The sequence below is a fragment of the Herbaspirillum sp. UBA812 genome, assembly GCF_002296545.1.
GTDB lineage: Bacteria > Pseudomonadota > Gammaproteobacteria > Burkholderiales > Burkholderiaceae_D > Herbaspirillum > Herbaspirillum huttiense.
In genome coordinates this window covers 1-8,615 of sequence record NZ_DBIC01000365.1, presented here as the reverse complement: position 1 = coordinate 8,615, position 8,615 = coordinate 1, and the positions used below count along the sequence as shown (strand labels likewise).

At 60.4% G+C, this 8,615-nt stretch carries 16 protein-coding genes; all 16 read left to right on the top strand.

Going from position 1 to position 8,615, the window contains the following annotated elements; translation table 11 throughout:
* Positions 1-189, top strand: a 189-nt coding sequence (locus B3873_RS24135) for a hypothetical protein (protein WP_286869506.1), incomplete at its 5' end; no start/stop codon positions are given.
* A gap of 104 nt (positions 190-293) precedes the next feature.
* A complete protein-coding gene (locus tag B3873_RS24130) occupies positions 294-452 on the top strand; it encodes a hypothetical protein (RefSeq protein WP_286869504.1) in 159 nt (52 codons plus the stop codon).
* A 2-nt stretch (positions 453-454) separates the two neighbouring features.
* On the top strand, positions 455-661 hold the full coding sequence (locus tag B3873_RS24125; RefSeq protein WP_286869502.1) for a hypothetical protein: 207 nt from the start codon (positions 455-457) through the stop codon (positions 659-661).
* Positions 662-741: 80 nt separating this feature from the next.
* On the top strand, positions 742-2,466 hold the full coding sequence (locus B3873_RS24120) for a replication endonuclease (RefSeq protein WP_286869499.1): 1,725 nt from the start codon (positions 742-744) through the stop codon (positions 2,464-2,466).
* Positions 2,451-2,603, top strand: coding sequence for a hypothetical protein (locus B3873_RS24115; RefSeq protein WP_286869497.1), 153 nt, complete (start codon positions 2,451-2,453; stop codon positions 2,601-2,603). The genes B3873_RS24120 and B3873_RS24115 overlap by 16 nt, the downstream gene beginning before the upstream one ends.
* A 1-nt stretch (position 2,604) precedes the next feature.
* The gene (locus B3873_RS24110) at positions 2,605-2,922 is read left to right on the top strand and encodes a hypothetical protein (protein ID WP_286869495.1); all 318 of its coding nucleotides are present in this window, start codon (positions 2,605-2,607) and stop codon (positions 2,920-2,922) included.
* A gap of 87 nt (positions 2,923-3,009) precedes the next feature.
* Positions 3,010-3,321, top strand: a complete 312-nt coding sequence (locus B3873_RS24105) for a hypothetical protein (RefSeq protein ID WP_286869493.1) — start codon at positions 3,010-3,012, stop codon at positions 3,319-3,321.
* Positions 3,318-3,797: a hypothetical protein gene (locus B3873_RS24100; RefSeq protein WP_286869491.1), complete on the top strand. Its 480-nt coding sequence runs from the start codon at positions 3,318-3,320 to the stop codon at positions 3,795-3,797. Before B3873_RS24105 ends, B3873_RS24100 begins: the two co-directional genes overlap by 4 nt.
* Positions 3,781-4,398 (top strand): hypothetical protein, encoded by a 618-nt coding sequence (locus B3873_RS24095; protein WP_286869490.1) that lies wholly within the window; start codon positions 3,781-3,783, stop codon positions 4,396-4,398. The genes B3873_RS24100 and B3873_RS24095 overlap by 17 nt, the downstream gene beginning before the upstream one ends.
* Before the next feature lie 122 nt (positions 4,399-4,520).
* On the top strand, positions 4,521-4,655 hold the full coding sequence (locus tag B3873_RS24090; RefSeq protein WP_286869488.1) for a hypothetical protein: 135 nt from the start codon (positions 4,521-4,523) through the stop codon (positions 4,653-4,655).
* A gap of 256 nt (positions 4,656-4,911) precedes the next feature.
* Positions 4,912-5,763 carry a major capsid protein P2 gene (locus B3873_RS24085; RefSeq protein WP_286869486.1) on the top strand — a complete coding sequence of 284 codons (852 nt, stop codon included), beginning with the start codon at positions 4,912-4,914 and terminating at the stop codon, positions 5,761-5,763.
* Between the two features lie 13 nt (positions 5,764-5,776).
* Positions 5,777-6,049, top strand: coding sequence for a hypothetical protein (locus B3873_RS24080; protein ID WP_286869484.1), 273 nt, complete (start codon positions 5,777-5,779; stop codon positions 6,047-6,049).
* 310 nt (positions 6,050-6,359) lie between these two features.
* Complete coding sequence (locus tag B3873_RS24075; RefSeq protein ID WP_286869482.1) at positions 6,360-6,698, top strand: hypothetical protein; 339 nt, start codon at positions 6,360-6,362, stop codon at positions 6,696-6,698.
* Positions 6,695-7,177 (top strand): hypothetical protein, encoded by a 483-nt coding sequence (locus B3873_RS24070; RefSeq protein ID WP_286869480.1) that lies wholly within the window; start codon positions 6,695-6,697, stop codon positions 7,175-7,177. Before B3873_RS24075 ends, B3873_RS24070 begins: the two co-directional genes overlap by 4 nt.
* Positions 7,174-7,923 (top strand): hypothetical protein, encoded by a 750-nt coding sequence (locus B3873_RS24065; protein WP_286869478.1) that lies wholly within the window; start codon positions 7,174-7,176, stop codon positions 7,921-7,923. The genes B3873_RS24070 and B3873_RS24065 overlap by 4 nt, the downstream gene beginning before the upstream one ends.
* Entirely contained in the window at positions 7,916-8,512 is a 597-nt protein-coding gene (locus B3873_RS24060; RefSeq protein ID WP_286869476.1) for a lysozyme, read from the top strand. Before B3873_RS24065 ends, B3873_RS24060 begins: the two co-directional genes overlap by 8 nt.
* The last annotated feature ends 103 nt before the right edge of the window (positions 8,513-8,615 follow it).

Genomic DNA, 8,615 nt, shown 5'->3' with positions numbered 1-8,615 from the left:
CTCGAATTGCTGCCTGAGGAAGTCGGGGCATGCATGGGGGCATTGAGCGACAAAGCAGAGTTTTGCGGCATCCGGGCAATCGAATCCAAGCGCCTGGGCATGCACGATAACGCTACCTACTGGGAGCGGGAGGCGGTGCGTTACCGCAATGCAAGATCGGCAGTCGTCCTGTATTTGGCTGGGGCATGACCATGGCCGCCAAGATCAAAGACGCATTCATGTGCGCTATCGGCTTCGGCCTGCTGTGCTCGGCCACCATCCTGAGCGCCCTGGAACTGACGAAGGGGTGAGCGATGGCGCTGAAGAAACGTGAAATCGTGGAACTGCTGGCGCTGGCGATACTGGCCCCGTTGGCGCTCGCGTGGGGCGTGGTAACTGCTGCGGGACTCGCCTTTGCATGGATGCTGGCGGTGCTCGTTGAGCTGGTGATTCTCCTGACAGGGGGGGACTGAGCATGCTGCATGAGGGGCAAATTGCAGTCATCGGTGCTGGCCTGGAACTGCATTCCGCACTGCGCCGCCGTCTGGATATGGAACTGGCAGCGTTGCGCGAAGCGCGCGTAAAAGTGCCGGTGGCGCTCTTCGAGCAGGCGCAGCGCGCCCTTGATGAGCTGAATGACGGCCTGCAAGGTGTGCTGCTGACGGGCATCGAGGCGCACTGATGCCAACAATACGGCAAGAGAACGGCATTCGGACCATCGCGGGCTTGCCCCCGCGCTGGGGCCGGAAGGCGTACCGCGAGTTGCATCAGGCTCGCGGCGGCGTCGTGGTCGGGCAATTGCCAGAACGGTATCTGAAGTTGTCGGCGCTGCTGGATGAGGTGACAGCCGCGCCGATCCCGTTGGATGCGACGGATGCGCAACTCTGCGTAGCCGCGCTGCACCGCTCGCAAGAGTGCATGTCCCTATCGGGGCGAGTCCATGACAAGGCCGCGCTGCGCCAGCGCATGCAGGCCATGTGCGATCAACAGGGCGTACCAGCGCCGGGGGTGAAGGATGACGTTCAATTTATTGCGCGCTGCTGCGATCCCGCGTGGTGGCGGCGTCAGTTCCGCAAGGTGTTTGGCCGCACTTTCGAGCATGCTGCCGTGCGCCTGGGTCTGGTTTCTGTTCGGGCTGGGGCATATGCCAGTGACGAAACCGTGTTGCGCCGCCTGGACCAGAACCGTCGCAACGCCAAGATACTGGATTCGGTCCAGATGGCGAACGATCAGGGACAAGAATATGCGTTGGCTGACCTTGTGGCAAAAAGCGTTGCAAACCGAAAGGTGCGGCGCGGTGAGCTGATGCTAAGGATGCGTGGTTGCGAGGAAATCGCCAACGACTTGGGCCACGTGGGGGTGTTCGTCACACAGACTTGCCCCTCCAAATTTCATGCCGTGCTGGCGCAGTCCGGCACGGTCAACCCGAATTACAACGGCGCATCGGCACGCGAAGGGCACGCCTACTTGCAGCACGTATGGCAGTGCGAGCGCGCAGCATTTGCCCGTGAAGGAATCCAGCCGTACGGATTCCGCATTGCTGAACCGCACCATGACGGTTGCCCACACTGGCACATGCTCTTGTTCGTGGCAGCTGACAAGGTGGAGCGGTTCATCAAGATCATGCAGGCATACGCCCTGGCGGAAGACGGCGAAGAGCCGGGCGCGAAACGCAACCGCATCAAGATCGTCCGCATCGAGGCAGGGAAGGGCACGGCAGCGGGCTACATCGCAAAGTACGTGGGCAAGAACATTGACGATGAGCATGTGCCGGAACACAAGGCGCGTGACGGCGAGGTGATCGAGAAAGACCTTATTGGGGATGAAGTGATCCGGCCATGCCAGCGCGTGGAAGCCTGGGCGGCATGCTGGGGCATCCGCCAGTTTCAGGCCATAGGACAACCGCCTGTCACGGTATGGCGTGAACTGCGCCGCGTGACCGCTGACAAGGTAGAAGGCGCGAGCGAGCATGTGCGCAAGGCGCATGAAGCCGTGCAGAAGACAGAAGACAAGCCGGCCGATTTTGCAGCCTACATCCGGGCGCAAGGTGGCATCGGCGTGGGCCGGAATTACCTCATTGCCGTGGCGAAGGAAGTGCGCACAGTGCAGGGTAAGTACGGCGTGTATGAGGGCGAGAAGCCGACCGGGATTTTCGACAGGGCGAGGCCGGAAGCCGGTATCTATGCCTCGACTCGGTATGAATGGCGCGTGGTCGGAAAAATGCGCGCCGTTGACGTTCCTTGGACTCGTGTCAATAACTGTACGCCGCCAGCCTGGGCGGCGGAAGTGAAGGGCACGAGTCCAGTACCAAATTTTGATGCATCGGACTGGTTTGACAGCCAGGAATTCCGGGGCATCGCCATAGATGAAAGCCGCATGGCTGACATGATCGAAGACGCCCGCCAAGCGGCGGCGGAAGTAGGGAAGGGGCGTCCAGTCTGGACGATTTCGGAACGATATTGGGATAAATCATGCGCGAAAAGATAGACAAAGCCTTGATGGTGGCCGGCTTCATGCTGCCGGCCGGCATCAAGCAATTGCTGAAGGAAGTGGGAACGGAGCTTGACCGCCTCCGTACCGAAGTGGACGAACTGAAGCGGTCGAACTCCAACGACGGGAAATGACATGAACACCATCCAAGAAACGAAAGCACGCCTGCGCACGCTGGCGCTGGCATTGGCCACTATCCTCGACAATTACGGGATCAACACCGACCAGCAGCCCAACTACAACATGCAGCGCCAGGAACTCGAAGACATCATCGCCAACATCGCGGACACGCCGCCGCCCGCACCGATCACGGTTGATGACGTGGTCGACGCCATCTCGGCCAAGGTGGGCGACGTGCTCACCGAATTCGGCGTGATCGGATCCAAGGTAGATGCCTTGATCGCCCTGGCCAACGCCCACGGCGAAGCGCAACAAGCTGCGTCGGCAGCGTAAGTTTTTTCAATGGGGCGGCGTGCTCACGAGGCGCGCCGTCGCCGCCACCAGGCCGCGCCTTACCGGGCGCGGCAAGAGGGGACCACCATGGCAAGCAAGAAACTCGGCATCACCCATTGCCCGGAATGCGGGCATCAAAAAGCAGATATCAAAATCAGTCTGGACGGCGAAAACAAGAAGCCGTACCGCCACTGCCCTGAGTGCTACGCGTCGTATCACCCGCGGAACAAGCACCAGGCGGATATGCTCCTGGCCAAGATGAAGGACGGCGCGCCCGCGCCGGAACAGGACGAACCCCCAGCAGCACCGCCAGCCGCGCCAGCGGCACAGACGAAAGAAGAAACCGAATACGAAATGGTGTTCGGCGTGCGCGTCCCTAAAAAGAAGGTGGCCGCATGAGCGCCGCCAACGATACCCCGCTGAACCCGCAACAGCAGGCCCTGCTTTCCTCGGCCGCTGCCGTGGATGACGCAGTAGCGCCGCTGGTGACCGTCGATGAGAAGGGCAACCCCATCGAGCCGGCAGCAGATCAACAGAACATGCAGGACAGCGCATTCAGCCGCAACCGCGATCTGCTGCAACTCGGCATCGGCATGCTCACTCCAATGCTGCCATTCCTCCCTGAGTGCTATACACCGCAAGTGGTGGACGCCATCGCCGCGCAGTTTACCGCCGTGGAAATCAAGCGCGGTTGGAACCTGGGCGAGAAGATGACACCGGAAGTAATGCTGGCCGTGGTGGCCCTTCCGCCCACGTTCCAGGCGTTTATGCTGGGTCGGGAATACCTCGCCATCAAGCGGGCCGAAAAAACGGCTCAAAACGCCGGAAATCAAGAAAAGCCGTTTGGCGAGGTCATCAATGAGCACAGCCAATAACGCGCAGATTTGGGCAGTCGTCGGCGCGTCCGGCTGCGGCAAGGGCCTGTGGATGAAGGAACGGCTGCGCAAGTTGAAGCCGAAGCGCCTCATCATCCTCGACACCAAAAACGAGAATGAGGAATTCGGTGAGCTCATGCCGTCCCTGGCCGCGCTGGCGCAGGCGTCGTTCGGAAAGGAGTTCCGCCTGCGCTACATCCCTCGCGGACTGACGAAAAAGGCGCGCCAGGATGAGTTCGAAACCCTGTGCCGCATCGTCCAGACCGCGAAGAACTGCACCTTTGTGATTGAGGAACTGGGCCGATATACCACGCCCAGCTATGCGCCGCCCGCCTGGGCGGACTGCTGCAACGATGGCCGGCACGACGGCCTGCACATCATCGCCGCCAGCCAGTTCCCCGCGCAGATCGATAAATCCTTCCTGGGCAATGCCACGGTGATCCATTGCGGCTACCTGGGCGAAGAGGCTCACCGCAAGGTTGTGGCCGCGAAAATGGACATCGAGCCGGCGCGCATCAAGGCATTGCCGAACCTGGCGTACCTGCACTTCGACCGCGCCAGCCGGCAGGTGACGGAAGGTGTTGTAAGAATCCCGAAATAACGAAAATTTTTAACTCGGATTCTCCCTACCCGTAGGCGGCGTAAGGGTAGGGCTACCGGCCATATTCGGTCACGCCGCGTCCTGTTTTCATGGAGCCTGATTCAACGAATTTTGAAACGGGCATGAGTAAGTACCTCCCATCGCTGGAAAAGATTTCGCAAGAGGTCATCGCCACCGCCATAGCCGTCATCGGCGTGGCGTGGCTGGTGTCTCGCGTTCCTGCGCTGAAGGCCTTGGTCAAGTCCTACGACTCCTAACACTGAGGAACCCATGAAGACCTACATCAAGCAAGCCGCGTTCGTTCTGGCCGTGATCGCCGCCACCAAACTGGTGAGCAAGTCGATTTCGCTGCCGTCCAGCGTCAAAGATCTGCTGCCGTCGTAACAGCGCGCCATGAAGGACGCAATCAAACAGGCCGTCATTACCCTGGCGGTCATCTACGTACTGAACCGCGTGAGCATCACGCGTGGCCTCGTGCAAGAAGCACTGGCCTAACCGGGGAACCGAAGAAAAATGGCAATCAACTATCCTCTGCAACAGCCGGTGAACGTCGCGCCTGGCTCCATTGCGACTCTCACCATCCTGACCGGTGGCCAGCTGACCTTGACCGGCATCTTCCTGGCGCTGTCGGGCACCACCTTCACGAAGGCGAACATCACCGCCATCAAAGTGAAGATCGGCCCGCGCCTGATCTGGGATTTGACCATCGCCCAGCTCAACGCGATCAACAACTACAAGGGCAACGCCGACGGCGCTGGCTTCCTGTATCTGGACTTCACCGAACGTGACCAGGCCATCTTCCCGCAGAAGGAAATCGGCGGCATCGATCTCTTCCAGGCCATGTCCATCGGCAATGTGATCGTGGAAATCACTATCGCCGGCAGCGCCGTCGCGCCGAAGATCGACGCATTCGGCATGTTCGAGCCGACTCAGGGCAATCCGGTGGTGCTGAAGTATCTCAACTACCCGAACGCAAGCCCGGTCGGTGGCAAGGTTACCCTGCCGCTGAACTTCCGTGGCGCGCTGGTCAAGCGCCTGTGGTCGTTCTATACCGGCACGAACTGGACCGCTGGTGCAAACGGCAACCTCAACCGCATGGAAGTCAAGAAAAACGGCCAGGTGATCTTCGATCAGACCTGCCTGGCGGCGCGCTTCCTGCAAGTGCAGAACAAGAAGACCCCGCAGGCGCAGGCCTTCGTGACCGACTTCATCGTGGACAACAACCCGCAAGCGCAGGTGACCACTATCAGCGAGGTCGGCGCAGGTGCGAAGACCTACGATCAATTCGAGTTCAATGCGTACCTGACCGCTGCCGATGCGCTCAACAACGTGGTTGAAGCTATCGACCTGATCCCGAACCTGTAAGGGGGGTATGTCCATGGATGACATGACCTACAGCGCGGTATGGCCGAACGGTGCAAGCGCGCAGCTCGGGCCGCAGCAGTACAACCCGCAGGCGTCGGACTGGACTGATGTTCTCATGTATGGCCTTTCCCACGCTGCCAGCAACGCGGCGTGGAATCTGTCCAACAGCGTCGGGAATCCGCCGCAATACGGGCCGTCCATCGGCGTGACCGTCGGCACCAGTGGCAATTTGATGCCGCTGCTGGTGCTCGGCGCTCTGGCATACGTCCTGTTCTCGAAAGGCTGAACATGACCGGAATGCCAATGAGCTTTTCGGCGTCGGGCGGGCCGGCCACCTCCGGTTCCAGTTCCAACGCTGGATTGAGCATCCCGGTATCGGTCCCGTTCGTCTTCGATCATAGCGGATGGAATGTAAGCATTCACTCGGACGGCGGCACTCAGTCTGCCACCGGATCGAGCGATGCGAACGCGGGGGCCGGTGCGTCAAGTGCGCTCACAGGCTCCCGCAACTGGATGCCGTACATCCTCGGGGGCTTGGCCATATGGCTGCTGGCGCGTCGTTCCTGACCTTTCGCAAGTGCTCACCTGGCGAGGCCATGCCGTGGCTGGCCGCCGCAGAGCGCAAGGGGAGGGGGCAGGGGGCGCAATCGCTGAATGAACTGATACCGCGTGGCCATTGCTACATGCTGGGAATTGACGGGGAGCCCGTTGGCGCTTACCTGCTGGAACAAATCGGCGGTGAGGTCTTCATCCTGGCCGCTGCTGGAAGGGCAGAAATAGACCTGACGGACGCCCTTGACCGGGTGGTGACGTTCCAGGCGGCGGGATTCGGTAGCGTGGCCTTCCGGACCATTCGACCGGGCCTGATGAAAAAAGCCGCCGCGCTGGGATATGTCCGGTGCGGCAATGTGATGAGAAAGCGGATAGCGCCATGAGCGTATTGAAAATTTGGGTGGGATGGTTCTGCGCCGCGTTCCTGCCGCTGTATTTCGGCGGGGAGTCCAGTAGCGATTCCTCGACCACGGCCAACACCAGCACCACGAACAATATTTCGTCGGAAGACAAACGCATCGTGGGCGGGGATGGTTCGACCGGCGTATCGGGATCGGGCAATACGGTCGTGGTGACCGATAACGGGGCAGTGCAAGCCGCACTGAACCTGTCCGGCGCAGTCGCAACGAAGGCCATCGACGCGAATACCGGCAGCGTGGCCAGCGTCCTCGACGCGCTGACCACCATGGGCAAGAACAATCAGGCCTCGTTCGATAAGACGCTGGCGCTGGTGGGCACGTCCGTGGACAAGACGCAAGAGGCGTTCAAGACCGCGACCGAAGAGGTCAACGGCAATCGCGTGCTGGTGGGCCTGGGCGTGATCGCTATCGGGATGATTGCCGCGAAGGGGGCTTACAAATGATGAATTTCCCGCTGAACCTGGTGGCGAACGGCATGCAGCCGGTGAGCCAGGTCGGCAACTATGTCTACTACAAGGCCGGCAGCGCGGGCGGCGCGGACCCTTCCATCAAGGTCAAAACTGACCTGGGCGACGAATACATTCTGATGCCTGGCCAGGGCTTCCGCCTCGACAATCGCGTTTTCAACAATCTGCAAGTGACCAATGCGGGCGGTCAGGCAACCATTATCGGCATGCTGCTGATCGCCGACGGCGGTTTCTTTGACAACCGCACGACCGGCGCAGTGGAAGTGATCGACGGCGGCAAATCGCGCACTCTCGGCGGCGGGGCTTTCATGGGCGGCGTGCAGTGTCCGGCTGGCGCTGGGCTCTATTCGCACCTGCAACTGTGGAACCCGCCAGGATCGGGCAAAAACATCATCATCGAATCGGCGACGTATTCCAGTAGCCAGAACGGTGGGGTGTTCTTCCGCACGAATGCTGCGGCTCTGTCGTCGCTGCAAGGCAATGGTGTTGCGAAGCTTGCCGGTGCGACTGTATCTGCGGCAGAACTGCGATACCAGACCGTCAACGCCTATCAGGGCGGAAACAACATGCTGGTGCTGAACCTCTCGGCGGGCCAGTTCTCGACTTTCAATTTCAAGGAACCTGTGGTGCTGAAGCCAGGCAACGGGTTCCTGATTATTGAGACCATTGCCAACGTGGATATCACCGGCTGCATCGAGTGGTACGAGGAAAGCAATGCGTGAAGACGTGCTCATCGCCGCCGCCCTGCTCGTGGCCGCTTACATCGTGATGAGCCGCCAGCAGGATGGCGCGGGATGGGACGGCATATCAGAAACGGTGCTCACCACCTTTGATGAGGTGGCGGGCGCATTCAGTGATCAACCATTGCAAGACATGAAGACATCGCAAAACGGAATCAACATGCTGAAGGCCCGCGAACGGCTGCGCTTGACGCGCTACTCGCTGGGCGACGGCGGCTACACCTGGGGCTATGGCCACTTCGATACGAACCCCAACGCTTTGCCGGAGACGATCAGCCGGGATCAGGCGGAAGCGATCTTCGCTGACGATCTGGTGAGCCGTGGTGAGAAGTGGGTAAAGCTCTACGTGACGGTCCCTGTGTCGCAAGAGCAGTTCGATGCTCTCGTATCGATCGCTTACAACATGTCGCCGCGATCGTTCAAGAAGTTCGCGGACCAGGTGAACGCCGGCAACGGCATCAACGCTATCGCAGATGAGTCCGTGTACTGGGTATCGGCTGACCTGCAAAACGGCATCCGCAACCGCCGCTACGACGAGAAGCGGCTTTTCAATGAAGGAATTTACGCATGAGCAAAGCAATGAGCGGGGGCGGTGGCGGCAGTGATCTGCTGCTGGTGGCCGCCATCATCATCGGCGCAATGATCTACACGCGCAGTGCAGGGGCAGGGGCGGG